Below are 22,930 nucleotides of genomic sequence, written 5' to 3'. Positions count from 1 at the left end.
TTTTTGCACACCTCTTGACGCGACCTTCCCTGCGACCTATGGTTGATACGAAGGGAGGTGAATGTCCATGTGGCGAAAAGCGGTGATCGCCCTTGGTGCAGTACTGTTAGTCCTTTCCTTGACTGGCGCGGCGTCTGCGCTACACATGATCACCGGTGAAGTGATTTCGGTAAACCCCTCCTGGCAGGAACTGACGATAAATGTTTCGGGGTTTCCGGTGACCTTCACTGCGATAGATCAGGCGACAATGGCTTTGGCTACCGTGAAGCCGGGTGACATGGTGACAGTCGCAACAGGCAGTTTCCTGAGTGATTTGTCACCTGCCAATTATCACGAGGGTCCTACCTGGATGATAACTGCTCAGTCCATCACGAAGTTGCCCGCCGGCAGTTAAGCCGATGCGAAACGGCCGGAAAAGGCGGCTCTCGCCATGAGAGCCGCCTTTTCTCCCCGTGGTGGTGCAATGTCAGGTCGCAAGACTCAATGCGCGTCTGTCGGCGGTGGAGACAGAGATTCAGGTTAACCGGAACTCTATCAGCCTTACAAGGTAACCGAATACCGACACGAGGTGAGATTGTATATGCTGATCTGTGAAGGGCGAATCGAGGGATCACGGGCAGACCCCGAACGTTACCTGGACAGGCTCTCAACAATCAGGACATTGATCAGAATACGCGATCAGTCTCCCGAGTGTGGCATGCACATTGCATTCTATTAAGCTAAGAAGTTATGGAGGGAGGTGAGCCTGACATGCCCAGGAAAGCGGTAGTGACCGCTACAGCCCTTATCGCCATCCTGTTGGCCCTTTCGAATACTAAGGTAGCCTCAGCCGGAGATAAGACGATCAGCGGAGAGGTGATTTCCGTAGAACCCTCTGCAAACACTTTAGTGATTCGCGTCCAAGGAAAGGAGATGGCCTTCAGTATCGAGCGGAAGGCCGGGAGGTTGATCAGTTATCTGTTTACCGGCTTTCTGCAGGAACAGGATCCGATTCCCGGCGACATGGAAACGGCCGGAAGGGCTCTTGCTGACCTTGCCCCAGGCGATAAGGTAACGGTGAGTTATACCGAGGCCGACGGGAAGCTTTACGCCCGGTCAGTAACCAAGAGCTAAGCTGACGCAACACATGCGGGCAAAAGCGACCGTTGGAACCTTTTACCTCCCTTCACGATTGTCTTGATATGAAAGGAGGTGAACCTTCTATGCGGAAAAAGGTGGCAGTTGCCCTTGTCGCCATCCTGGTAGCCCTCTTCATTCCCGGAGTGGCGTTTGCAACGCATGTGACCACTGGTGAGGTGATCTGGGCAAACCCCGCCATGAGGGCGCTGATGATAGATGCTCAAGGGCAGGAGATAACCTTCAGTGTAGCGGATAACGTTGTAGACGACCTGGTTGATCTCATGCCGGGCACTAGGGTAGCGGTCCGTTATACCCAAGCCGATGGGGACCAACCCCTATGCCACCACGTGTTCCTCTGGCCGGTTGGTGGATAACAACCGGCTACGCTGAGGCCGACGGGCTGCGTACCGCTCAGTCCGTGACAAAGAACTAAAATGTGCAGGCAGTTGAAGGGCGGCTCTCATGTATGAGAGCCGCCCTTCCTCCTTGGGAAACCTGTCCTACCGGGACTGTGATTTCTGCCCCCCACTCAGACTCCTGTTGATGTCTTCCCATAGGGCGCCGGCCGCGGCACCTGCGGCACCACCGACGGCCGCGCCGATGGCGGGACTCCCACCAACGATCGCGCCAAGCAGCGCTCCGCCTGCCGCGCCTGCCGCGCCACCGCTCACCGCGCGCTGTTCCCTCGCTGTCATGTTGGCGCACCCTACGGTGACTAGCAGTATCAAGCCCAGGGTTGATGCCAAGACTCGTCTCATTTCGTCATCCCTCCTTCAGGTACCACCGTCAATTTTGGCAGTACGGCCGTCTGAAAAATCGCGTCCACTACCGGCCGATGCATCTGGTCCGGGTGGTTCCGGTAATACCTGTCGACCAGGCCGACGACCTCGTCGATCGATTTCCCTTTCAGTCCGTTGACAAGAAACGGGATAAAACTCTTGGTGCCCGCCTGTGGGGAGCCGGCTTGGATGCGCTCAAACTCCACCAAGTTGCCGATGCCCCAGACAAACGCCACCTTTGCGTCCGATGACAAGGTTTGCCACAGTTGACCGGTCAGGAGTTGGGGTGCCGGTTCCGCTGATTCAAGGGTACGCCAGCCCGCGAATGCAACCAAGAGCAGTCCCACGGCAAATAGCCATATCGCTCTAGATCGTCTCATTTCATTCCCTCCTCGCCGCCTTTAAAAACATCAATCACTTTCATGACGATTCCCATGAACAACAGGTACTTGCGACTTGTCCTTATGCGGCGGTAATAAGGGCCGGGCCGAGCTCTTCGGCCCCTCACACCAAGAACGGGCATACCCGATGCCAACTAGATCCGTGGCGTGGTTATTCCGAGTGAAAGGCGAATTGACGGGCAGTTAGCGTTGAAAGTTGTTGCAGGAATGAAATCTTGACACGGCGAAAATATGTAAGAATTACGAGTCTTCGACCATCTTACACGGCCTTGCCCTCTGATCCGGAAGAGGCGTCTACCGCGGACGACTCGGCAGACGTTTGTCTTCGAGGGGTAAGCCGATTCCAATGGCTTCCGCCGCCCACGGTCCATGGAAGTTTTGCTTTCCCCAAGCCTTTAGAAAAAATGTGACAATGGGTTTGATGAACGCTAGATCGTAAGATGTCTATCGATCGGTTGAGGGCGGACGGCACTCGTTCCACGGCAAATCTTACATGCTTACTCATCTGTGGGCAGGGCGCGATCTCATTCAGGACTAAAAAAAGAGAGTCTGGAATCGATTGCGACGGCCCGCTTTCAGTGAACCGTGAGGACTTCCTCCTCCCAGAAAAAATCCCTGCTGTCCATATCAGCTATACTGTATAATGAAAAAAATTTTTACGGAGAAGGTCTATGGCCGATTCCGCCCTCGCTGATGAGCTCTTCGACCGCCTTCAAGGGACCCTTGCCGCCGGCAAAAGGGTTCCGTCAGCCACCTATCGCCTTCAATTGCAGTCGCGCTTCACCTTCGATGATGCCAGACAGTTGGTGCCCTATCTTTACGAATTAGGGGTCAGCGCCTGCTACGTCTCTCCGATCCTTCAGGCTGCATCCGACAGCTCGTACGGCTATGATATCGCAAACTACTGTGCGCTGAACCCGGACATTGGCTCGGAGGAGGCGTTCAATGCGTTTGTAGGTGAGCTGAAAAAGCACGAGATGGGCCTGATCCTCGATTGGGTGCCCAACCATATGGGAATTGCGGGTAATACCAATGCCTGGTGGCTGGATGTCCTGGAAAACGGTCCCAGCTCTCCGTGCGCGCGATTCTTTGACATCGACTGGACGCCGGTGAAGGCCGAGCTGAAGAATAAGATCTTGCTGCCCATCCTCGGTGATCAGTACGGCAAGGCCCTGGAGAATCAAGAGCTCCGTCTGGCCTTTGAGGATGGGGCGTTTGTTGTGTGGTATCACGACAGAAGGTTGCCGATAGATCCCTGCCGATATGCCCAGATCCTTCAGTATGGCCTGGATACGCTGGGCGAATCGCTGGAAGCAGAAAACGCCCACTTCCTGGAACTCCAAAGCATCATCACGGCGCTGGAGCATCTGCCCCCCACAACGGAGACCGACCCCGAAAAAGTGACCGAGCGGCAACGCGAAAAGGAGATCGTCAAAAAACGGCTTGCCAGGCTCGCCGATGAATGCGCGGAGGCGAGGCGATTTATTGAGGAGAATGTCCGAATCTTCAATGGAAAACAGGGAGATCCTGGCAGCTTTGACCTGTTGGATGCCCTCCTGGCTGCTCAAGTCTATCGTGTGGCCTTTTGGCGCGTGGCCGGCGAGGAGATCAACTACCGCCGATTCTTCGACGTGAATGACCTCACCGCCATCAGGATGGAAGACGCTGATGTGTTTCAGGCGACTCACAAACTGATCTTCCGGCTGATTGGTGGGGGCAAGGTCACCGGCCTTAGAATCGATCACCCAGACGGTCTGTACGAACCTGCTGAGTATTTCCGACGCTTGCAGCGCGGCGTATTTGTCGCGGCGTGCCGAAACTTTTTTGAGGCCGACCGGCAATACCGTGAAAGCGACTGGAAGGTGATCGAGGAACGACTGCTGAAGCGGTACGATGAGCAGACCTCACAGAACCCTCAACCGCCCTTCCGGCGCGCGTTTTATATCATTGCCGAGAAGATCCTGACGAAGGGGGAAAGGCTTCCGGAAGGTTGGGCCGTTGATGGAACCACCGGATACGACTTTCTGAACCATCTGAACGGTATCTTCGTGGACAGCGCAAACGGCAAGCGCCTCGAAGATATCTACAGCAGGTTTACGAATCTGAAGATCGATTTTCCGCATCTCGCCTACGATACCAAAAAGCTCATTATGCAGGCCGCGATGGCGAGCGAGATCAACGTGCTCGGACATCACCTGAACCGGATTTCCGAGAAGAACCGATGGTCCCGGGATTTCACGCTCTACAGCCTCACCGACGCGCTTCGCGAGATTATCGCCTGCTTCCCTGTTTATCGCACCTATATCGGTCCGAGTGACGCGAGCATTGCCGATGGCGATCGCATCGCGATCTATCGCGCCGTGGCAAAGGCGAAAAGGCGGAACCCCACAACCAATGTGTCGATATTCGACTTTGTTCGCGACATCCTCTGCCTGCGGTTCCCCGACTATTTGAAAACGCGAGAACAGCATGAGCAGAGGGAGTTCGTCATGAAATTTCAACAGTGTACGGGCGCGGTGATGGCCAAAGGCGTAGAAGACACCGCCTTCTATATCTACAATCGCCTGCTGTCCCTCAACGAAGTGGGGGGAGATCCCGAGGAGTTCGGGGTCTCGCCCACAACCTTCCACAAAGCAAATGCGCAGCGGCGGGAAGCGTGGCCTTACTCCCTGTTGGCGACGTCTACTCACGATACCAAGCGCAGCGAGGATGTCCGGGCCAGGCTCAATGTCCTGTCCGAGATCCCGGATGAGTGGAAGACCTGTCTTGGCCGATGGGGAAAGCTCAACAGAAAGAAGAAAGTTGTGGTGGATGACCAACCGGCGCCGGACCGCAACGACGAGTATCTGTTGTACCAGACGCTTCTCGGCGCATGGCCTCTCGTGCCGATGGACCGGACGGCTTACGGGGCATTTAAGGACCGGATCCGGTGCTATATGGAAAAAGCCATCAAAGAGGCAAAGGTCCACACGAGCTGGATTAATCCCAATAAGGCGTACGATGATGCGCTTCGGACCTTCGTCGACGCGATCCTGGACGACTCTCAACGTAATCCGTTCCTTGACGAGTTGAAGATGTTTCAGCAACGGGTGGCAACGTACGGAATCTATAACTCCCTCAGTCAGGTCCTCCTCAAGCTCACGGTGCCAGGGATTCCCGACATCTACCAGGGCAACGAGATCTGGGATTTCACTCTCGTCGATCCCGACAACCGCAGACCGGTCGATTACGGGCTCCGCCGACAGATGCTGAAAGCGCTGGAAGACCGGATCGCAGCGCCGGTTGGCGACCTCGCCGGACTGGCGCGAGAGTTGCTGAACGCGAAGGAGGACGGCCGGATCAAGCTCTTCATCACATACATGACGCTCCACTATCGCAAAGCACACCAGGGGTTGTTTCTCGAAGGGGGCTATCTCCCCCTTGACGGTCGCGGTAACAGACAAGAGCATCCGTGTGCCTTCGTACGACAACGCGGCGATCAGCGCATTGTCGTAGTGGCGCCAAGGTTCTTTTCACGACTTACCCCGACTTTAAAGATGGGGATCGTGGGCCGCGTGCCGCAGATGCTTGCGGCGACGTTCTTTTCGTGGCTCACGCAGGTCCCGGACGAGCCGCCTATCGGCGAAGAGGTGTGGCAAGACTCTTACGTTGTGCTTCCGGACGGGACGGCCGGTCAGCGTTATCGCAATATCTTTACCGGAGCGGTTGTGGCTGCCGTCGCAAGCGAGGGGATGATGGTGCTGCCGCTGAGCCAGGTATTCATGGATTTACCGGTAGCTCTCCTGGAGCTGTCCACATGAGTGAGTATCCGACGCAGCACGGAGACAACGCGCTCGCGCCCTGGTCAATGGCGTCCAGAGGCAGCCGGAGCTGCGAGGCCTAGATGGAGCAATACATCTGTATTCACGGCCATTTCTATCAGCCCCCGCGTGAGAACCCCTGGCTTGAGGCGATTGAGCTGCAGGACTCGGCCTATCCGTACCACGATTGGAATGAACGGATCACCCGCGAGTGCTACGCACCGAACGGGGCCTCCCGCATTTTGAGCGGTGAGGGTAGGATCAAGAGGATCGTCAATAACTACGCCAAGATCAGCTTCGACTTTGGCCCCACCCTTCTCGCCTGGTTGGAGGAGAAAGCGCCTCATGTCTATCGCGCGATTCTCGAGGCGGATCGAAAAAGTCAGAAGACCTTTTCTGGGCACGGCTCCGCCATCGCTCAGGCCCATGGTCACATCATCCTGCCGCTGGCCAACCGGCGCGACAAAGCCACCCAGGTCTACTGGGGCATGCGTGATTTCGAGCGGCGCTTCGGTCGGAAGCCGGAAGGAATATGGCTGCCGGAGACGGCGGTGGATCTCGAGACCCTTGACGTCCTGGCGACCTGCGGAATCCGGTTTACGATTCTCGCACCTCACCAGGCCGGCCGGATACGGCCGATCGGCCGCCGCGCCTGGCGGAGTGTCGGCGGCGGGCGCATCGATCCTACAATGGCCTATGAGTTGCGGCTGCCATCGCGCCGGGCACTAAACATCTTTTTTTTCGACGGCCCCATTTCGCATGCGGTCGCCTTCGAGCACCTGCTTACGAAAGGCGAAGACCTGGCCCACCGCCTCGCCGGCAGTTTTACCGATGCACGGACCTGGCCTCAGCTCGCTCACATCGCCACTGACGGCGAGACCTACGGTCACCATCATCGGTTTGGGGATATGGCGCTGGCCTATGCCCTTGACTACATTGAGGCCAACAATCTCGCACGCCTCACCAACTACGGCGAGTATCTGGACAGATATCCGCCCACTCACCAGGTTCAGATCGTGGAGCGTACCTCCTGGAGCTGTGCCCACGGGGTGGAACGGTGGCGGAGCGACTGCGGTTGCAATTCCGGGGGGCATCCGGGGTGGAACCAGGCCTGGAGAGCCCCGCTGCGGGAGGCCCTGGACTGGCTCAGGGATACGCTGGCTCCTCGCTATGAGGAAAAGGCGGGCCGGTTTGTGAAGGATCCGTGGGCGGCTCGCAACGACTACATCGAGGTGATTCTCGATCGCTCGCCCGAGAGTCTCGATCGGTTCCTGCACCGGCATGCCGATCGAGAGCTGAGCGAGGCCGAGCAGATCACCCTGCTCAAGCTCCTTGAACTCCAGCGGCATGCGATGCTCATGTACACGAGCTGCGGCTGGTTCTTCGACGAGCTTTCGGGGATCGAGACAGTGCAGGTCATTCAATACGCCGGGCGTGTCGTGCAGTTGGCTGAAGAGCTGCTTGGCGAATCGTATGAGGCCGCTTTCCTGGACAGGCTGCAGCGAGTAAAGAGTAACCTCCCTGAGCACCAAGACGGCCGTCATGTCTATCAGAAGTTCGTGAAGCCTGCAATGTTGGACCTTCACACGGTCGGTGCCCATTACGCGATGAGTTCTCTTTTTGAAGCGTACGGTGAGCCGGCCAAGGTGTACTGCTACACCGTTGATCGCGAGGAGTACCGGGTTGCTGAGGCCGGTGGGACAAAGCTGGCAGTAGGGCGGATAGGGGTTACCTGTGGGATCACACGGGAATCGGCGAGACTTAGCTTCGGGGTTCTGCACATGGGCGATCACAACCTGAGCTGCGGCATCCGGGCGTTTCGGGATCAGGAGGCCGATCGAATCATGGCGCAGGAGTTGACCGAGATGTTTGCCCGGGCGGACTTCCCGGAGGTTATTCGACTCCTGGACAGGCAGTTTGGAGCGTCCACCTACTCGCTCAAGTCGCTCTTTCGCGACGAGCAGCGAAAGGTGTTCAACCTCATCCTTGAATCAACCACGGCCGAGGCTGAGACCACCTATCGCCAACTCTACGAGCACCATGCCCCATTGATGCATTTCCTGAGTACGCTCAATGTTCCGTTGCCCAAGGTCTTTCATGCGGCTGCAGAGATCGTCTTGAACACCGATCTCCGCCGCGGCTTCCAGGAAGAGGTGTCGGACCGCGACCATATCCGCGCTCTATTACAGGACGCCAGGATATGGCGCGTTGAGCTTGACACCTCCGGCCTCGGGCACACGTTGAAACAGACGATTGACCGACTGGCCGGGGAGTTTCGAGTACAACCCGCCGGGATTCCGCTGCTGCAGCGGCTCGAGACGATGGTGAACCTGGCACGGGCGCTGCCGTTCGAGGTGGATCTATGGGAGGTCCAGAATATCTATTATGAACTGCTCCAGTGGGCCTATCCCGCACTGCGCGACAAACGCGACCGAGGAGACGCTGAGGCGCAGGAATGGGTGGACCATTTCGTCCCCCTTGGCGCGGCGCTTGGGATCGTGGTCGAATAGCGGAGCAGAGGGTAGGACGGGCTACGGCGATTGGACTGAAGCCATGGATGGTGTTATCTTTGAGGCGCTATGTTACCTTTTTCATCGTTGCCGTTGAGGATGTCTGATGCCTTCCACCCTACCGACTGAGGCGATCGAGGCGATTGTCCGGGGCAAGCATGGCAATCCGTTTGCCGTGCTGGGCCCGCATAAAGTGAACGGCGGAAACGGGTCAGCCATCGCGGTTCGCGCCTTCCTCCCGGAGGCCCGGGAAGCGGCGATCGTTCGCGCGAATGGCGCCATCGAGGACCGATCGATGGAGTTGATTCATCCTGACGGGCTCTTCGAGGTCGTCGTTCCGATGCGGGACGGCCTCTTGCCCTATCGACTGCGCGTGGTCGACCGGCGGGAGCGGATCTATGAGATCGAGGACCCCTACCGCTTTGCCTCGACCTTGAGCGACTACGACCTCTACCTGATCGGCGAGGGCAGCCATCTCGGGATCTATGAGAAGTTGGGCGCGCACGTCACAACCCTGGATGGCATCGCCGGGGTCGGTTTCGCAGTCTGGGCCCCGAATGCGAAGAGCGTAAGCGTCGTCGGCGACTTCAACGACTGGGATGGCCGCCGCCACCCGATGCGTAACCACCCCGGCAACGGCATATGGGATCTCTTTATCCCTGGGTTGACCGAGGGCGTGCTGTACAAATTCGAGATCAAGTCGCAATCGGGCGAGCCGCTTGCCCTGAAGGCCGATCCCTTCGCCTTTGCCTTTGAGCCGCCGCCCCGGACCGCTTCGCGCGTCGTCAATATCGATACGTACCGGTGGGGTGACGCGTCGTGGATCGAGGCGCGCACTCACCAGAACCCGATTGAGCGACCCATCGCCATCTACGAAATGCATCTGGGTTCCTGGATGCGGCCGCATGAGGAATGGAACGGGTTCCCCACGTACCGGGAGCTGGCGCATCGGCTTGCCGATTACGTGACCGAGATGGGGTACACCCACGTCGAACTGCTCCCGATCACGGAGCACCCGTTTTACGGCTCGTGGGGGTACCAAACCATCGGCTACTTTGCGCCAACTTGTCGGTATGGGACGCCTGCCGACTTCATGTACTTCGTGGATTACCTGCACCAGCGCGGGATCGGCGTGATCCTTGATTGGGTCCCATCCCATTTCCCCCGCGACCCGCACGGGTTGGTCTATTTCGACGGAACCTACCTGTATGGGCATGAAGATCCGCGCAAGGGCGAGCATCGCGACTGGGGCACGCTCGTTTTTAATTACGGCCGAAAGGAAGTGGACAACTTCCTGCTGGGCAATGCGCTCTTCTGGCTTGAACGTTATCACCTGGATGGTCTGCGGGTGGATGCGGTCGCCTCGATGCTCTATCTGGACTACTCCCGTAACCCTGGCGAGTGGGTCCCCAACATCTATGGCGGCAACGAGAATCTGGAAGCCGTCGCCTTCCTCAGGCGCTTCAATGAACTGGTCTACGAGCGCCATCCCGGCGTGATGACGATTGCCGAGGAATCGACCGCATGGCCCCAGGTCTCGCGCCCGACCTATATGGGCGGGCTCGGCTTCGGGTTCAAGTGGAACATGGGGTGGATGCACGACATGCTCGGGTACATGACGCTCGACCCGATTCATAGAAGCTATCACCATAACGACCTGACCTTCGGCCTGCTCTACGCCTTCAGCGAGAACTTTATCCTGCCCCTGTCCCATGACGAGGTGGTACATGGGAAAGGCTCACTGCTCGGAAAGATGTCGGGCGATATCTGGCAGAAGTTCGCCAACCTGCGCTGCTTCTATGTCTATATGTATGGGCAACCGGGGAAGAAGCTCCTGTTTATGGGAGGCGAGTTCGGCCAGTGGCGCGAGTGGGATCACGACCAGAGTCTGGACTGGCATCTGCTCGCGGAAGGGCCCCACCACAAAGGGCTGCAGAGGCTGGTTCAGGATCTGAACCGGCTGTACCGGTGCCAGCCGGCCCTCTATGAGGTCGATTTCGACCCGCGCGGATTCGAGTGGATCGACTGCCACGACTGGCAAGGAAGTGTCGTCTCGTTTCTCCGACGCGCCAGGAATCCGGACGACTTTGTCGTTGTGGTCTGCAATTATACGCCCGTACCCCGACACGACTATCGCATCGGTGTCCCGACCGGCGGCTATTATACGGAACTGCTCAACTCCGACGCAGAGATCTACGGCGGCAGCAACCTCGGGAATGGCGGCGGCATCGAGGCGGAACCGATCCCGGATCACGGACGGCCGTTCTCACTGCTGCTCACCCTTCCCCCCTTGGGCGCGTTAATCCTCAAACCCGCTACCGTGTAGGGCCTGACATAAAAAAGATGAGGCGCGAGATGCGTAGAGCGAGACACATCCCCCCTCGCCCCCCTTTACCAAAGGGGGGATGGGAAGATTGCTTACAGGGCGTCGGACGATGACGGACAGGCCTGCTGAGCCGCCGGGTAACGCCGTTCAGGATCGGCTCCGTTTTCTATTTGTCCTGCACAACCATCAGCCTCTCGGTAATTTTGATGAGGTGATTCAGGCGCTGACGGATAGGGCCTACCGACCATTACTGGAGGCAGTCCGCGCCAGACCGACACTCAAGCTCACCCTGCATGTAAGCGGTCCGCTGCTGTTGTGGCTGGAGCATCGAGCCCCGGACTATCTCGATCTCATCGGCGAACTGGTCCAGTGCGGCCGGCTGGAACTCTTGGCCGGAGGACTCTATGAGCCGATCCTGGCGGCGATTCCGCACGAGGACCGAATCGCCCAAATCACGCTGATGAGCGAGCGGCTTCGGTCCAGGTTCGGCGTTCGCCCGCGCGGCCTGTGGCTGACGGAGCGGATCTGGGAGAGCGCCATCATCCCGTCGCTGATCGATGCAGGGATCGCCTACGTCTTGATGGACGACCGGGCCTTTCTGACATCCGGATTTGCGCCTGAGCAACTACACGATTACTACCTGACCGAGGCGGAGGGTCAGTCGTTGGCGGTCTTTCCCATCGACAAAAGCCTCCGATACCTGATCCCGTTTCGCCCACCCGCCGAGATCGAGGCGTACCTGCGTTGGATCGTACAGATCGGCGGACGGTTGGCGATTGCTGCCGACGATGGCGAGAAGTTCGGCGGATGGCCCGGAACCGCGCAGTGGGTGTATACGGACGGGTGGCTGAAGGGGTTTTTGGATTTGCTGGAAGGTGCCGGTGATTGGCTTATCACACAGACGGCCGGCGAAGCGATGGAGGGGGTTCGCCCTGCCGGCCTCTGTTACCTGCCCACCTGTTCCTACGTTGAGATGGAAGAGTGGTCGCTGGGGCCGGACGGCGGGCGGCGATTTGAGGAGCTGAAAAACAGACTCGGCGCCGACGTCGATCGATTCATACCTCACCTTCGCGGCGGACATTGGAAGCATTTCCTGGTCCGGTACCCCGAGGCCAATCGAGCCCATAAGAAGGGTTTGGCGCTCAGCCGATTGCTGCCGGTAGGGAGGAGGGCCGCAAAGGCCCGACTTGATCTGTTGGCAGCCCAGTGTAACGATAGTTACTGGCACGGGATATTCGGCGGCCTGTACCTGCCCCACTTGCGACATGAGATTTGGCGGCACCTGGCGCGCGCCGAGGCGCTTATCCGCCGCCGCCACAAGCTCACGGTGGAGTTGTCAGATCTTGATAGCGATGGGGCGCCGGAGGTCTGGGTGTCCAGCAGCCGCTTCTCGGCCCAGATTCAGCCGCACCGGGGCGGTCGGTTGGTCGAATGGACCGATTTTGCCGGGGAACTCAATCTCCTCAATACCTTGACGCGCCGCCCGGAACTCTATCACGACGCCATTCGTCGCGCGGCTGCCCAACCCGAAGGAGCGCCGCGTCAGGGGATTCCAGGGATTCACGATCTGCAGCGGGCGGCGCCGGCCGATCTGGTGAGCGCTCTCTGCTACGATCAATGGGAACGCGCCGCATTTCTCGACCACTTTTTTGTCGACCCTGAGCCGCTGTCAGGCTGGGCCGGCGGCCGCCTCGACGAGCGGGGCGATTTTACTGAGGCCCTGTTGGACTATACGCCGACATCCAGCGGCGTCGTTCTGCAACGGTCTGGACGGGTTCGCACCGAGTCCGATCCGAACCATCCGATCCTCCTGCACAAGGAATATACCTTTACCGAGAATCGGGCCCTCATGGTCCTCTATCGAGTGCAGAATCAGGGGAGCAATCGCCTGGATGTTCGCTTCGGGGTCGAACTGAACCTCTTCCTGCCCAGCCTCGCCTTGGGCCACACGCATATGACGCTTGGCGACCGGCGCGTCTTGCTTGACCATCCGCTGGATGCGGACCAGGTCGAGCGTTTCACCGTGTCTACTCAAGGGCTGAGCCCGGCGCTCCACGTCGAGGTTGACCATCCCGCCAGGCTGTACAGCCATCTGGTGGCAACCGTCTCACAGTCGGAGGAGGATTATCAGCGGACCGTACAGGGGGCGGCCGCCATGCCGACCTGGGATCTCCGCCTTGAACCTGGCAACACATGGGAGGGGCGGATACAGGTGACGATCGAGTGATGAATGCTGCTACGTTCGACGAGTTCCTTCACTGGCTGCGGACCGGCGGCGTACGCCTGGGGATCATCATCACGGGGAGCCTGCTGCTGGTCTACCTCCTCAAGCTGATCTCGGATCGGGTCGTCCGGGCCGTCACGGAGGCCGGGCCTGTCCCCGCGCAAGCGGGGATCAGCGAACGGGAAAAGCGCGCGCTGACGCTGGCCGGCATCGTCAAGACCGTCGGGACGACGGCGATCGTTATTATCGCCGTGATGATGGGACTGCAAGAGCTGGGACTGGATATCACCCCCGTCATCGCCGGTGCGGGTGTGGTGGGGCTGGCCGTCGGCTTCGGCGCCCAGAGCCTGATCAAAGACGTCATCGCCGGCTTCTTCATCATCCTTGATGGGCAGTTTGCGGTGGGCGACGTCATCAAGACCGGCGAGATCAGCGGGACGGTCGAGCGGCTCAATCTGCGGGTGACGATCCTGCGGGATTTCAGCAACGGCGCGGTCCACTTCATCCCCAACAGCGAGCTCAAGGTGGTCTCGAACCTGACGAAGGAGTGGTCGCGGGTGGCCCTGGATATCGGCGTCGCCTACGAGGAGGATATCGACTGGGTCGTCGAGGTGTTACAGCGGACCGGACAGGAGCTGGCCAAGGACGAGCGGATGGGACCGCTGATCCTAGAGTCGCCGGAGGTCCTCGGCATCGAGTCGTTCGGCGAATCTCAGGTCGTCATCAAGGTGCTGGTCAAGACGCTCCCCCAGCGACAATGGGAGGTGGCTCGAGAGTTCCGACGGCGGATCAAGGCGGCCTTTGAAAAAGAGGGGATCGAGATGCCCTATCCCACGCGGGTTCACCTGACACGAATCGAGAGCCTGCCTGTGGAGGAGCAGGATATCACCTCTCAGCTATAAGCTGATAGCTGAACGCTGTCGTGAAACATCTTGACCTGCGGTTTCAACCGGCAGTAAGATAACAGGGCACTCAGGCGCTCCGGTGAAAGAGGAGACCAGGATGCAGGACGAGCCGGTCCCGACGACACTTGAGGCCCACCGTAAGGCCGTTGAGCTGGACCCCGAGAATGTCCAGGCACGTTATCGCCTTGCGCTGGAATATCTTCGCGCGCGGCAACCAAAAGAAGCGATCGCCGAGATGCAACGGGTGATCATCCTAGACCCCAAACACCTCGACGCCCATTTCCAGCTCAGCCTCTGGTATTATCGGCGGTGCATGTTTCACGCCGCCATCGAGGCCGCCAAGGGGGTCTTGGCGCTGGATCCCGCCAATCCATGGGCCTACTACCGTATGGCCAAGTCCTACTTCCATCTGGGCAAACTGGACTTGGCCATACAGAGTTTCCAGAAGGTACTGGACGCGGACCCTTCGCACATCATCGTTCATTACAATCTCGGCATCATCTACGAGCGGAAACGGCTGTGGCAGGACGCCATCCGGGAATTCTCGCGTGTGGTATCCGAGAATCCTGAAGACGCCTCCTCCCATTTCCATCTGGGCCTTGCCTACAAGCGGATGGGCATGCGCGATCTGGCTGTCGGCGAGTTCATGGCGGCCCTGGCCCTCGACGGCGAAGACAGCGCCTCGCTCGAACAACTCCACACCCTCCAAGACTAATCTCAGCATAACGTCGTAGGCTGGGTTAAGAGACGAAGCCCGACTCAACGGCCGAGTCGCACGGCAGCTAGCCTGTTAAGGGGCCTCGACGTGTAGGCTCAGTGGCAGCAAAGCAGTGGTTAGCCCGAAAGCGGTCAAGCGGCGGCGAGCTTTTTGACGCGGAGCGAGCGGCGTTTCGTCTCTGCCTTTGCCAGATCGTAGTGAATCTGCTGGCTGAGCCAGCTTTCCGCTGTGGTGTCAAAGGCGATTGACAGGCGGACGGCCATCTCCGGGCTGATGCCGGCGCGGCCGTTCAGAATGCTCGAGAGCGTCTTGCGGCTAACCCCGAGCGCCTTGGCAGCGTCGGTCACGGTGAGACCGAGGGGCTGAAAGCACAGTTCGCGGAGCACCTCACCCGGATGAGGCGGATTGTGCATCTTCATAGCAACACCTCAGTGATAATCCTCATAATCGACATTGACGACATCGGGACCTGAAAACGTAAACGTCACGCGCCAGTTCCCACTCACGCTCACCGCCCATGTGCCTTTTCGCCCGCCCTTCAGCGGGTGAAGGTCCAGTCCTGGCAGGCCCATATCGCGGGGCTCTCTCGCAACGTTCAAGCGACCGAGGATCAGGCGTAACCTCCGGGCATGCTCGGCTTGGATGCCGGCGGTCGTTCCATGGAGGAAGAAGCGCTCCAGGCCCTTATGCCTGAACCTCAGGATCGCCACGAGGGAAGCGTAACATGTAACGTCTCAGGTTGCAATATAGCGCAGCATAAAGAACCGTTTGGCCGTGTCTGTGGGTTGAACTATAATACCGCCTGATGTTCTCAAAAAGGGGCTTCCTGAGGGACGAGCGAGAGCGCCATGAAAATCTATACGCGAAAGGGTGACAAAGGCGAGACGGGATTGATTGGTGGGGTACGTGTGCCTAAGTCGGCCATGCGGGTCGAAGCGTGCGGAGAGGTGGACGAGTTGAACGCCGTCATAGGCTGGATCGGAACCAGGTTGACGGATGAGACGATTAGGCAAGAGCTCGCGCAGATTCAGCGCGACCTGTTTGCTGTCGGCGCGCAACTCGCCGATCCGACCGCCCACGTGGAGCAAAGGGCCGAAAAGGCGGGCCTCACCGAGGGACGGGTTCGAGAGCTGGAGGGGATCATCGACCGGTACGATGCGATGTTGCGCCCGCTGCGCGCCTTCATCTTGCCGGGCGGCTCGGAGGCCGGCGCGCTGCTGCACCTGGCCAGGGCCGTTTGTCGGCGGGCCGAGCGGCGGATGGTCGCATTGTCCTTAGATGAGCCGCTCTCGCCTATACTCATCCCATATATGAATCGGCTCTCCGACCTCTTCTTCACCCTGGCGAGGGCGGTTAACCGTAAGGCGGGGGTGGAAGAAATACCGTGGTAGAGAGGGAGGCGGCAGCATGGCGATCCTGAAGGTAGCGCGTCTGGGGCATCCGGTCTTACGTCAGGTAGCATCGGCCGTGAGGCCCGAGACGATCCGGGAGGCCGAGACCCAGCGCCTGATCGATGACATGATCGAGACGATGCGCGAATACGAGGGGGTCGGGATCGCGGCACCCCAGGTCCATGTCTCCAGGCAGATCGCCGTGATCGAGGCGACCGACAACCGCCGCTACCCCGACGCACCGGAGATCCCGCTGACCGTCCTGATCAATCTTGAGGTGGTCCCGATTGCGCCTGACCTGGAGGACGACTGGGAGGGCTGCCTTAGTGTGATTGATCTCCGCGGGCAGACGCCGCGCTACCAACAGGTGCGGGCGAAGGCGCTCGATCGGGAGGGGCGGCTGCTTGACTTTGTGGCGACCGGATTCCATGCGCGGGTGCTCCAGCACGAGCGCGACCACCTGCTGGGCAAGCTGTTTATCGACCGGATGAAGAGCCTCGAGACCTTTTCATATCTTTCTGAGTATGGCCGCTACTGGAAGCATTGAGCGACGATATGCCGGCCTGAGGCGATCTGGTGAACCAGCGGCAGGTCGGCCGGTGGGAACGGGTAGGCGCTGATCTCGGCCGGCGTGATCCAGCGACAGGCCGCGCATCCGAGGGGACGCGGCTCCCCAGCCAGGACGGTGCAGCGGTAAAAGCGGAGCCGGATGCGGCATTGAGCATCCTGGTGCTCGGCAGAGAAGAGCTGATCGTGGACCGCAACGGTCAGTCCCAGCTCCTCCAGAACCTCTCGTTTCAGGCAGGTCTCAAAGCTTTCACTTGACTCACGCTTGCCGCCGGGAAACTCCCATAGTCCGCCCAGATGGGCATCGTCCGGGCGTCGGGCGATGAGGATCTTCCCGTCCTTGACGATGAGACCGGCTGCTACATCGACGATCGGCGTGGCTTCCGACACGAGGTGTTGTCCTTGTCCCATGGATAGGAGCGGCAGAGCGGTTGCATGGGGCAGACCTCACAGTTGGGCTTACGGGCGGTGCAGAGGAGCGCACCGAAGTCCATCACGGCCTGATTGAAGTCGTACGCCTTACCCTTGGGGATCAGGGCCGCCGAGAGTTCCCAGAGGCGTTTGGGCGACTTGGAGCCGTTCCCGTTTCTCGGACCGAGGAAGACCCGCTGCAGCACCCGTTTGACGTTGGTATCGAGGATTGGGGCGTCCTGACGGAAGGCGAAGCTCATGACCGCGCCGGCGGTATAGCGGCCGATCCCCTTGAACGCCTGGAGCTCCTCCAGCGAGGCCGGGATCTTACCGTCGTGTCGGTGAACCGCCTGTTGCGCGATAGCGTGCAGGCGAACCGGCCGAATATTGTAGCCGAGCGGCCGCCACGTGGCCGCAACGTCGCTGACCGAGGCGCCGGCCAGTTCCTCAACCGTGGGATACTTGCGGAGGAACTCGTGGTACTTGGGGATGACCCGATCGACCTGGGTCTGTTGCAGCATCACCTCCGAGACCAGGATCTTATACGGGTCGGAGGTCTTCCGCCATGGCAGATCGCGCTGGTGACGCGCATACCAGCGCAGGAGCCGCCGCTGAAATCTTCGCCTGATGGCGGGATCCGGAACATGACGGTTGACGGGCGGCATCGGCTGTAGTGTAATAGGTCGCCAGGTTGATTTCAATAACATTCAGTCATCAGCGGTTAGCTTCAGCACGCTGACAGCTAGCACAGTGTATCTAAAAGTCCTGGGCCTGAAATTCATTGCATATTTGGGGACGTCATTCCGGCCAAGCCCGCATCGCGGGCGCGAGCCGGAATCCAGGAAATACCGGGGGTTCTGGATTCCCGCTTTCGCGGGAATGACGACACAGAGAGCGCCGACTTCTTCACCGAACTTCTGACTCAGGGCACTAACGCTTCTTTTCATATTCCGTTCGCCCTGAGCCTGTCGAAGGGTGCAGTATTTCAATAGGTTCCGTTCATGGGTTCGACAAGCTCACCATGAACGGATTATCAAGGTATTTCTGAGACCCTACGCTAACAGCTAATCATTCAGTATTGAAAAGAGAGTGAGGATCGGATGACGATACACCCGATAAAACCGGAGCGGTTTTTTCTGGAGAAGTTCGGATTGACCGAGCGGCACCTCGAGCAGGGGTTGGGCGCCGCCCTCGGGAGCCAGATCGACGACGCCGACCTGTACTTCGAGTATCGGGTCAGCGAGTCGCTGGCGCTCGAAGAGGGGATGATCAAGCAGGCGACGAAGAACATCAATCAGGGGGTCGGTGTCCGGGCCCTTGCGCAGGAGAAGACCGGCTATGCCTTTTCCGACGAGATCAGCGTGGAGAACCTGCAGCTCGCCGGCCTGCGGGCTAAAGCCATCGCCGAGCAGGCGGGCACAGGCACGCCCCCGCCGGTGAGGGTCGGCGGCGCGCCCCCCCATGATCTGTACCCGATCCGCGTTCAGCCGATAGAGATCCCGGCGGAGCGGAAGATCGATCTGCTCCAGCGCGTGGACGCCATCGCCAGAAAGGCGGACCCGCGAATCGTCCAGGTGATGACGTCGTTTACCTGCGAGTCGAAGATTGTCCTGATTGCCACCTCTACCGGTGTCATGGTCGGCGATATCCAGCCGCTTGCGCGCCTGAGCGTCACCTGCATCGCCCAGGATGGCGCCAATCGGCAGATCGGGGGTTGGGGCGGCGGCGGCCGGGCGGATTTCGAGTTCTTCCTGGAGGAGGATCGCTTCGAGCGCTATGCCCAGGAGGCCGCCCGTCTGGCCATTATGAATCTGAGCGCCGCCAACGCGCCGGCCGGGACGATGGACGTGGTGCTTGGTCCCGGGTGGCCCGGTATCCTGCTGCACGAGGCGATCGGCCACGGTCTGGAGGGGGACTTCAACCGGAAGAAGACCTCGGCCTTCAGCGATCGGATCGGGCAGCGGGTGGCCTCGGACCTGGTGACGGTGGTGGACGACGGGACGATTCCGGGACGCCGCGGGTCTCTGAATGTCGACGACGAGGGGACGCCGACCCAGCGGACCGTCCTGATCGAGCGCGGGATCCTGCGCGGCTATATGCAGGACCGGCTGAATGCTCGCCTGATGGGGATGGCGCCGACCGGCAACGGCCGGCGCGAGAGCTACGCCCACCAGCCGATTCCGCGTATGACCAATACCTTCATGCTGGCCGGCGACTCGACCCCGGAGGACATCATCAGCTCCGTGAGGCACGGGCTGTATGCCGTCACCTTCGGCGGCGGTCAGGTGGACATCACCAGCGGCAAGTTCGTCTTTTCGGCCAGCGAGGCGTATCTCATCGAGAATGGCAAGATCACAACGCCGGTCAAGGGCGCCACACTGATCGGCCACGGTCCAGAGGTCCTGACCCGGGTAACCATGGTTGGGAGTGATCTGAAGCTGGACGAGGGGGTCGGGACCTGCGGGAAGGATGGGCAGGGGGTCCCTGTGGGCGTAGGGTTGCCGACGATCAAGATCGAGGGGCTGACCGTGGGCGGGACCCTCGGCACGCCAAAGGGGGGACACGCATAATGATCAGCCAGCAGATCGCCGAAGAAGTCTTGCAGGAAGCCAAGCGAAAAGGCGCGACAGCGGCCGACCTGGTTTTGATCGAGAACGAGCTGGTCACGGCCCATATCAGGCTGCGGGAGACCGACACGCTCCGAAGTGCCAAAGAGGTCCGGCTTGGATTACGGGTGTTTTTCGACAAACGATCGGCCACCAGTTCCACGTCGGACCTGTCCAAGGAATCGCTTGCGAAATTGGTCGAGGATACGGCCGTTCTGGCCAAGGCGACCGCCCACGATGACTGTTCGGGTTTGCCTGCGGCAGAGGAGTGCGCCACAAGCGTCCCGGATCTGCATCTGTACGATCCTGAGGGCGAGACCCTTACTGTGAAGGACCAGCTTGAACGGTCTAAAGCAGCCGAGGAGGCGGCCCTGTCCTACGACAGCAGGATCACCAACTCCGAGGGGGCGGAGTTCAGCAGCAACCTCTATCGGATCATCTACGGCAGCAGCCAAGGTTTTATGGGCCAGTATCGCAGCTCGACCTTCGGTCTGGCGGTAGCACCCATCGCCTCGGCCGAGGACGGCATGCAGCGCGATCACTGGTATTCGCGCGCCAGACGCCTGAGCGCCCTGGAGTCGCCCGAAGCGATCGGTCGGCGTGCGGCCGAGCGAGCCCTCAAACGCCTCGGTGCGCGCAAGATCAAGACCCAGGAGGTCCCCGTGATCTTTGACTCGGAAACCGCCTCCAACCTGATGCGTCTGCTCTGCGGCGCGCTCAGCGGCTCGGCGCTCTACCGAGGGGCGTCGTTTCTGGTCGGCAAGCTGGGGGAACGGATCGCATCTGAGGCCGTTACGGTCTACGATGACGGGACCTTACCCGGTCACCTGGGCTCGAAACCATTCGATGGCGAGGGGCTGCCGACCCGCCGCAATATGATTGTCGAAGACGGTGTCCTGCGCAGCTACCTCCTTGACAGCTACTCCGCCCGCAAGCTGGGGATGAAGTCAACCGGCAACGCAAGCCGGGGCGCCGGCGATCTGCCGACGGCCTGGCCGACCAACTTTTATCTGCAGGCCGGGCCAAACGAGCCGTCCGAGATCATCCGTTCGGTGGACGCCGGGCTGTACGTCACCGAACTGATCGGCTTCGGCGTGAACCTGGTGACCGGCGACTACTCGCAGGGCGCGGTAGGGTTCTGGATCGAGAAGGGCGAGCTGGCCTATCCGGTGCATGAGATTACCATTGCGGGTAACCTGAAGGAGATGCTGTCGGGGATCGAGATGGTGGGGAGTGACTTGAGCTTCCGCCAGAGCGTCGTCGCCCCGACCCTGAAGATCGGCCGCATGACCGTCGCAGGGCATTGAGACCACCGTCTTGATTCGGGGCGTACTTCCCTCGACGTTGTCCGCGTCATTGCGAGGCGAAGCCGAAGCAATCTCACAGTCCTTCAGGACAACGACGGTGAGGTTGCCGCGCTCCCTCCGGTCGCTCGCAATGACAACGCCTTGGGGTGGAAGTTGTCATACGGACTTTCATGCCCGTGATCAGCGCGCTTGCCGTTGCTGCCGGATCCTGATAGGCTCGCAGTACGCAATGAGGATGAAGACATGACCGTCCACGTGAAGTTCACCTATGACGACTACCTGCTGTTTCCCGATGACGGCAGACGTCACGAACTGATCGATGGAGAACACTACATGACCCCATCGCCATCAGAAAGACACCAACGCATTTCGTTCAACATCACCCACCACATCGCTACACACCTCGACGAGCGCCCTCTGGGTCGACTTTACGCTGCCCCGTTCGACGTCGTGCTCTCCAAGACCGACGTTGTCCAGCCCGACCTTCTCTTCGTGTCGTCGGCCAGGTCGTCCATTCTCACCGCCCAAAATGTTCAAGGCGCCCCCGACCTCATCGTAGAAATCCTCTCTGAAACCACTCGAAAAACCGACGAAATCGTCAAGCGAAAGCTCTACGAACGCTTCGGCGTGCAAGAATACTGGATCGTCGACCCTGAGCTGGAGACCATCAAGGTCTACCGCACCACCGGCCAGGGCTACCAGCGGGTCGCCGAACTCAGCTGCGAGACGGGCGACACCCTCACCACGCCCCTCTTACCGGATTTGACACTGCCGCTCTCCAAGATCTTCGAATAGGGCAGCGGTTCTCTATAGCCTCTTCCCCTCCAGTGCCGGCTACCGACAATAGGACTAGAGCTACGTGAGACTCCTACACGATTATCAGGGAGTACCGATCAGATTAACAGATGAGCGCCTCAATCACATTCTGGAGCATCCCGAGATGGTCGGGCTTGAGGGCGTCATCGGCGAGACTTTGTCACAACCAGAAACGGTGCTTGGGTCAATCAGTGATCCGGACGCGCACCTCTATTATCGCTTGTACACCGCAACCCTTGTCGGAGAAAAGTATCTCTGTGTTGTGGTAAAATTCGGGCAAGAGGATGCGTTTGTAGTTACGGCCTAGTTGACTGACAAAATAAAGACGGGACTATTGCTGTGGTCAAAGACAAAGTGAAGATTTGGTACGACCCCGAGGCGGATTACCTGGAAGTGATTTTTGATCAGAAGCCCGGTTACTTTCGGGAGACCGGAAGCGACCAGGTGATGGAAAAGGTGGATGATCAGGGTAACATCCTCGGATTCTCGGTGCTCAAGGTGAGCGCTCTCAAGAAAGCCCCACTGGAAGTCGCCCTCTGACGTCCATCCCCCCGCTCCGCCTTCCAGTTCGTCGCGATGGACCCTCGCGCCCAGCCTCTTGAAGCCACAAGCGCGGAACATCTTGAGCCACTCCCAAAGCCACTTCACGAAATGGCTGCACTTTGTTTTCAGGTTTCGTTTGCCCCTTATAGGTCCTGGTATGAGCCGGGAGGCGCTCCTGGCTCGCTCGACCCCGGCGAGAGGAGCGACTGCAAGGCGGAAAGCCGTTGACGGACATCCTCCGAATACGGCTCTTTCTTTTTTGAGAGCCATTCGTAGATCGCAGTCGCGTCAATGGCCGCCTTGAGATCTTCGAGCATCCCCTGGGGACTGACCTGCCACAGCCCCTGACCCACCTTACGTCCGGCAACGCAGAAGTTAGCGTATAGGAACCGAGCCGTTCGCAGCAGTCTGTTCCAGTCCTCCACAGAACTTACCGCCTGCATCTCAGAGTGAAGCGGGAGAGAGTTGATAATCTCCTGGATAGTGTGACCTTCCCCCGGTTTCCTG

General features: G+C 59.5%; 23 protein-coding genes. 16 read left to right on the top strand and 7 right to left on the bottom strand.

What is annotated here, in order from left to right; all coding sequences use genetic code 11:
* Nucleotides 1–67 precede the first annotated feature (67 nt).
* From C3F12_03760 to C3F12_03750, 3 genes are all read left to right on the top strand, one after another.
* Nucleotides 68–394 carry a hypothetical protein gene (locus C3F12_03760; protein ID PWB47111.1) on the top strand — a complete coding sequence of 109 codons (327 nt, stop codon included), beginning with the start codon at nt 68–70 and terminating at the stop codon, nt 392–394.
* Between the two features lie 356 nt (nt 395–750).
* Nucleotides 751–1,113 carry a hypothetical protein gene (locus C3F12_03755; protein PWB47110.1) on the top strand — a complete coding sequence of 121 codons (363 nt, stop codon included), beginning with the start codon at nt 751–753 and terminating at the stop codon, nt 1,111–1,113.
* A gap of 89 nt (nt 1,114–1,202) precedes the next feature.
* Complete coding sequence (locus C3F12_03750) at nt 1,203–1,493, top strand: hypothetical protein (GenBank protein PWB47109.1); 291 nt, start codon at nt 1,203–1,205, stop codon at nt 1,491–1,493.
* 126 nt (nt 1,494–1,619) lie between these two features.
* On the opposite strand, the gene C3F12_03745 is transcribed toward C3F12_03750, so the two are convergent.
* Both C3F12_03745 and C3F12_03740 read right to left on the bottom strand, forming a co-directional pair.
* Nucleotides 1,620–1,877 (bottom strand): hypothetical protein, encoded by a 258-nt coding sequence (locus C3F12_03745; protein ID PWB47108.1) that lies wholly within the window; start codon nt 1,875–1,877, stop codon nt 1,620–1,622.
* A complete protein-coding gene (locus C3F12_03740) occupies nt 1,874–2,245 on the bottom strand; it encodes a hypothetical protein (GenBank protein ID PWB47107.1) in 372 nt (123 codons plus the stop codon). The genes C3F12_03745 and C3F12_03740 overlap by 4 nt, the downstream gene beginning before the upstream one ends.
* A 725-nt stretch (nt 2,246–2,970) precedes the next feature.
* Between C3F12_03740 and treY the strand changes: the two genes are divergently transcribed.
* The 6 genes from treY to C3F12_03710 all read left to right on the top strand — a co-directional run bounded on the left by treY (nt 2,971) and on the right by C3F12_03710 (nt 14,779).
* Nucleotides 2,971–6,099, top strand: a complete 3,129-nt coding sequence (gene treY / locus C3F12_03735; GenBank protein ID PWB47106.1) for a malto-oligosyltrehalose synthase — start codon at nt 2,971–2,973, stop codon at nt 6,097–6,099.
* A gap of 83 nt (nt 6,100–6,182) precedes the next feature.
* On the top strand, nt 6,183–8,609 hold the full coding sequence (locus C3F12_03730) for a glycoside hydrolase (protein PWB47105.1): 2,427 nt from the start codon (nt 6,183–6,185) through the stop codon (nt 8,607–8,609).
* Between the two features lie 106 nt (nt 8,610–8,715).
* The gene (locus C3F12_03725) at nt 8,716–10,935 is read left to right on the top strand and encodes a 1,4-alpha-glucan branching enzyme (protein ID PWB47104.1); all 2,220 of its coding nucleotides are present in this window, start codon (nt 8,716–8,718) and stop codon (nt 10,933–10,935) included.
* Nucleotides 10,936–11,014: 79 nt separating this feature from the next.
* Entirely contained in the window at nt 11,015–13,162 is a 2,148-nt protein-coding gene (locus tag C3F12_03720; protein ID PWB47103.1) for a hypothetical protein, read from the top strand.
* A complete protein-coding gene (locus C3F12_03715; GenBank protein PWB47102.1) occupies nt 13,129–14,061 on the top strand; it encodes a mechanosensitive ion channel family protein in 933 nt (310 codons plus the stop codon). Before C3F12_03720 ends, C3F12_03715 begins: the two co-directional genes overlap by 34 nt.
* Before the next feature lie 100 nt (nt 14,062–14,161).
* A complete protein-coding gene (locus tag C3F12_03710) occupies nt 14,162–14,779 on the top strand; it encodes a hypothetical protein (GenBank protein ID PWB47101.1) in 618 nt (205 codons plus the stop codon).
* Nucleotides 14,780–14,913: 134 nt separating this feature from the next.
* Here the strand turns inward: C3F12_03710 and higA are convergent, their stop codons facing one another.
* Nucleotides 14,914–15,201: an addiction module antidote protein, HigA family gene (gene higA, locus C3F12_03705; protein PWB47100.1), complete on the bottom strand. Its 288-nt coding sequence runs from the start codon at nt 15,199–15,201 to the stop codon at nt 14,914–14,916.
* Nucleotides 15,202–15,210: 9 nt separating this feature from the next.
* A complete protein-coding gene (locus tag C3F12_03700) occupies nt 15,211–15,492 on the bottom strand; it encodes a peptidase (protein ID PWB47099.1) in 282 nt (93 codons plus the stop codon).
* Nucleotides 15,493–15,630: 138 nt separating this feature from the next.
* Here C3F12_03700 and C3F12_03695 point away from each other — a divergent pair, with 138 nt between their 5' ends.
* The gene (locus tag C3F12_03695) at nt 15,631–16,173 is read left to right on the top strand and encodes an ATP:cob(I)alamin adenosyltransferase (protein ID PWB47098.1); all 543 of its coding nucleotides are present in this window, start codon (nt 15,631–15,633) and stop codon (nt 16,171–16,173) included.
* A 16-nt stretch (nt 16,174–16,189) separates the two neighbouring features.
* The gene (gene def, locus C3F12_03690; GenBank protein ID PWB47097.1) at nt 16,190–16,720 is read left to right on the top strand and encodes a peptide deformylase; all 531 of its coding nucleotides are present in this window, start codon (nt 16,190–16,192) and stop codon (nt 16,718–16,720) included.
* On the opposite strand, the gene C3F12_03685 is transcribed toward def, so the two are convergent.
* Together C3F12_03685 and C3F12_03680 are read right to left on the bottom strand one after the other, a co-directional pair.
* Nucleotides 16,705–17,151 (bottom strand): 8-oxo-dGTP diphosphatase MutT, encoded by a 447-nt coding sequence (locus tag C3F12_03685; GenBank protein ID PWB47096.1) that lies wholly within the window; start codon nt 17,149–17,151, stop codon nt 16,705–16,707. The genes def and C3F12_03685 overlap by 16 nt on opposite strands.
* Complete coding sequence (locus tag C3F12_03680; protein ID PWB47095.1) at nt 17,100–17,816, bottom strand: adenine glycosylase; 717 nt, start codon at nt 17,814–17,816, stop codon at nt 17,100–17,102. The genes C3F12_03685 and C3F12_03680 overlap by 52 nt, the downstream gene beginning before the upstream one ends.
* 435 nt (nt 17,817–18,251) lie before the next feature.
* Between C3F12_03680 and C3F12_03675 the strand changes: the two genes are divergently transcribed.
* The 5 genes from C3F12_03675 to C3F12_03655 all read left to right on the top strand — a co-directional run bounded on the left by C3F12_03675 (nt 18,252) and on the right by C3F12_03655 (nt 22,420).
* Entirely contained in the window at nt 18,252–19,721 is a 1,470-nt protein-coding gene (locus C3F12_03675; protein ID PWB47094.1) for a metalloprotease TldD, read from the top strand.
* A complete protein-coding gene (locus C3F12_03670) occupies nt 19,721–21,064 on the top strand; it encodes a peptidase (protein PWB47093.1) in 1,344 nt (447 codons plus the stop codon). The genes C3F12_03675 and C3F12_03670 overlap by 1 nt, the downstream gene beginning before the upstream one ends.
* Before the next feature lie 243 nt (nt 21,065–21,307).
* Nucleotides 21,308–21,859 (top strand): Uma2 family endonuclease, encoded by a 552-nt coding sequence (locus tag C3F12_03665; protein ID PWB47092.1) that lies wholly within the window; start codon nt 21,308–21,310, stop codon nt 21,857–21,859.
* Between the two features lie 64 nt (nt 21,860–21,923).
* Nucleotides 21,924–22,187, top strand: a complete 264-nt coding sequence (locus tag C3F12_03660; GenBank protein ID PWB47091.1) for a hypothetical protein — start codon at nt 21,924–21,926, stop codon at nt 22,185–22,187.
* A gap of 32 nt (nt 22,188–22,219) precedes the next feature.
* Nucleotides 22,220–22,420 (top strand): DUF2283 domain-containing protein, encoded by a 201-nt coding sequence (locus tag C3F12_03655; protein ID PWB47090.1) that lies wholly within the window; start codon nt 22,220–22,222, stop codon nt 22,418–22,420.
* Nucleotides 22,421–22,566: 146 nt separating this feature from the next.
* Here the strand turns inward: C3F12_03655 and C3F12_03650 are convergent.
* Nucleotides 22,567–22,930, bottom strand: a 364-nt coding sequence (locus C3F12_03650; GenBank protein ID PWB47089.1) for a hypothetical protein, incomplete at its 5' end; no start/stop codon positions are given.

The organism is Candidatus Methylomirabilota bacterium, from assembly GCA_003104975.1.
Taxonomy (GTDB): Bacteria; Methylomirabilota; Methylomirabilia; order Methylomirabilales; family Methylomirabilaceae; genus Methylomirabilis.
This window is presented reverse-complemented; position numbering and strand designations above follow the sequence as displayed.

What these genes read in the sequence shown, in the direction of transcription:
- C3F12_03745 (PWB47108.1), bottom strand. Translation starts at nt 1,877, where the DNA reads ATGAGACGAGTCTTGGCATCAACCCTGGGCTTGATACTGCTAGTCACC.
- C3F12_03675 (PWB47094.1), top strand. Translation starts at nt 18,252, where the DNA reads ATGACGATACACCCGATAAAACCGGAGCGGTTTTTTCTGGAGAAGTTC.
- C3F12_03695 (PWB47098.1), top strand. Translation starts at nt 15,631, where the DNA reads ATGAAAATCTATACGCGAAAGGGTGACAAAGGCGAGACGGGATTGATT.
- C3F12_03710 (PWB47101.1), top strand. Translation starts at nt 14,162, where the DNA reads ATGCAGGACGAGCCGGTCCCGACGACACTTGAGGCCCACCGTAAGGCC.
- C3F12_03760 (PWB47111.1), top strand. Translation starts at nt 68, where the DNA reads ATGTGGCGAAAAGCGGTGATCGCCCTTGGTGCAGTACTGTTAGTCCTT.
- higA (PWB47100.1), bottom strand. Translation starts at nt 15,201, where the DNA reads ATGAAGATGCACAATCCGCCTCATCCGGGTGAGGTGCTCCGCGAACTG.
- C3F12_03680 (PWB47095.1), bottom strand. Translation starts at nt 17,816, where the DNA reads ATGCCGCCCGTCAACCGTCATGTTCCGGATCCCGCCATCAGGCGAAGA.
- C3F12_03750 (PWB47109.1), top strand. Translation starts at nt 1,203, where the DNA reads ATGCGGAAAAAGGTGGCAGTTGCCCTTGTCGCCATCCTGGTAGCCCTC.
- C3F12_03730 (PWB47105.1), top strand. Translation starts at nt 6,183, where the DNA reads ATGGAGCAATACATCTGTATTCACGGCCATTTCTATCAGCCCCCGCGT.
- def (PWB47097.1), top strand. Translation starts at nt 16,190, where the DNA reads ATGGCGATCCTGAAGGTAGCGCGTCTGGGGCATCCGGTCTTACGTCAG.
- C3F12_03755 (PWB47110.1), top strand. Translation starts at nt 751, where the DNA reads ATGCCCAGGAAAGCGGTAGTGACCGCTACAGCCCTTATCGCCATCCTG.
- treY (PWB47106.1), top strand. Translation starts at nt 2,971, where the DNA reads ATGGCCGATTCCGCCCTCGCTGATGAGCTCTTCGACCGCCTTCAAGGG.
- C3F12_03720 (PWB47103.1), top strand. Translation starts at nt 11,015, where the DNA reads ATGGGAAGATTGCTTACAGGGCGTCGGACGATGACGGACAGGCCTGCT.
- C3F12_03670 (PWB47093.1), top strand. Translation starts at nt 19,721, where the DNA reads ATGATCAGCCAGCAGATCGCCGAAGAAGTCTTGCAGGAAGCCAAGCGA.
- C3F12_03685 (PWB47096.1), bottom strand. Translation starts at nt 17,151, where the DNA reads ATGGGACAAGGACAACACCTCGTGTCGGAAGCCACGCCGATCGTCGAT.
- C3F12_03665 (PWB47092.1), top strand. Translation starts at nt 21,308, where the DNA reads ATGACCGTCCACGTGAAGTTCACCTATGACGACTACCTGCTGTTTCCC.
- C3F12_03725 (PWB47104.1), top strand. Translation starts at nt 8,716, where the DNA reads ATGCCTTCCACCCTACCGACTGAGGCGATCGAGGCGATTGTCCGGGGC.
- C3F12_03715 (PWB47102.1), top strand. Translation starts at nt 13,129, where the DNA reads ATGGGAGGGGCGGATACAGGTGACGATCGAGTGATGAATGCTGCTACG.